This window comes from Actinomadura sp. NPDC049753 (assembly GCF_040674655.1).
GTDB lineage: Bacteria > Actinomycetota > Actinomycetes > Streptosporangiales > Streptosporangiaceae > Spirillospora > Spirillospora verrucosospora.
In genome coordinates, this window is record NZ_JBFARL010000445.1 from 1 (window position 1) to 1,642 (window position 1,642).

The following is a 1,642-nucleotide window of genomic DNA, read 5'->3' on the forward strand; positions in this document are numbered from 1 at the left end:
CCCGAGGGGGTAGTAGGTGAGTGATGGGGTGACGCAGGAGGGTAGCTCAGCCCGGGCGATGGTTGTCCCGGGGTAAGGCTGTAGGGAGAGAGATAGGTAAATCCGTCTCTCACGTATCCTGAGAGCTGATGCCGAGCCGTTTTAGGTGAAGTGAGTGATCCCATGCTGCCGAGAAAAGCCTCTAGCGAGTGTACCGGCGGCCCGTACCCCAAACCGACTCAGGTGGTCAGGTAGAGAATACCAAGGCGATCGGGTGAACTGTGGTTAAGGAACTCGGCAAATTGCCCCCGTAACTTTGGGAGAAGGGGGACCTCGCTCGGTGATGGCACTTGCTGTCTGAGCTGGGTGGGGTCGCAGAGGCCAGGGGGAAGCGACTGTTTACTAAAAACACAGGTCCGTGCGAAGTCGTAAGACGCTGTATACGGACTGACGCCTGCCCGGTGCCGGAACGTTAAGAGGACCGGTTAGGGGGACTTGTTCCTTCGAAGCTGAGAATCTAAGCGCCGGTAAACGGCGGTGGTAACTATAACCATCCTAAGGTAGCGAAATTCCTTGTCGGGTAAGTTCCGACCTGCACGAATGGCGTAACGACTTCCCCGCTGTCTCAACCACAGGCCCGGCGAAATTGCAGTACGAGTAAAGATGCTCGTTTCGCGCAGCAGGACGGAAAGACCCCGGGACCTTCACTATAGCTTGGCATTGGCGCTTGGAGCGTCTTGTGTAGGATAGGTGGGAGACTGTGAAGCCCAGACGCCAGTTTGGGTGGAGTCGTTGGTGAAATACCACTCTGGTCGTTTTGAGCGTCTAACCCGCACCCGTGTATCCGGGTGGGGGACAGTGCCTGGTGGGTAGTTTAACTGGGGCGGTTGCCTCCCAAAGAGTAACGGAGGCGCCCAAAGGTTCCCTCAGCCTGGTTGGCAATCAGGTGGCGAGTGCAAGGGCACAAGGGAGCTTGACTGTGAGACGGACGTGTCGAGCAGGTGCGAAAGCAGGGCCTAGTGATCCGGCACCTACGTGTGGAAGTGGTGTCGCTCAACGGCTAAAAGGTACCCCGGGGATAACAGGCTGATCTTCCCCAAGAGTCCATATCGACGGGATGGTTTGGCACCTCGATGTCGGCTCGTCGCATCCTGGGGCTGGAGTAGGTCCCAAGGGTTGGGCTGTTCGCCCATTAAAGCGGCACGCGAGCTGGGTTTAGAACGTCGCGAGACAGTTCGGTCCCTATCCGCTGTGCGCGTAGGAGAATTGTGAGGGTCTGTCCCTAGTACGAGAGGACCGGGACGGACGAACCTCTGGTGTGCCAGTTGTCCCGCCAGGGGCACGGCTGGTTGGCTACGTTCGGTCGGGATAACCGCTGAAAGCATCTAAGCGGGAAGCCTTCCTCGAGATGAGTTCTCCCACCCCTTTGTGGGTGTAAGGCCCCCGGTAGACGACCGGGTTGATAGGCCGGAGATGGAAGCGCGGTAACGTGTGGAGTCGACCGGTACTAATAGGCCGAGTGGCTTGAACACACTGAACGTTCAGAGTGAGTCGCTGCGAGAGATGTTCGCGTCCCTGTGTGGTTCCCAGAAAACAACCTGGGCACCGCGGTTTTGATAATTGGATACCGAGCCGAATGGTTCGGACGTTGATTTGCCCGCCC

1 rRNA gene is annotated in these 1,642 nt (G+C 58.0%); it reads left to right on the top strand.

Annotated features, from left to right (window positions below):
• Positions 1-1,511: ribosomal RNA gene (locus tag AB0K37_RS42090) — 23S ribosomal RNA — on the top strand; the annotation flags it as partial.
• Positions 1,512-1,642: the final 131 nt, after the last annotated feature.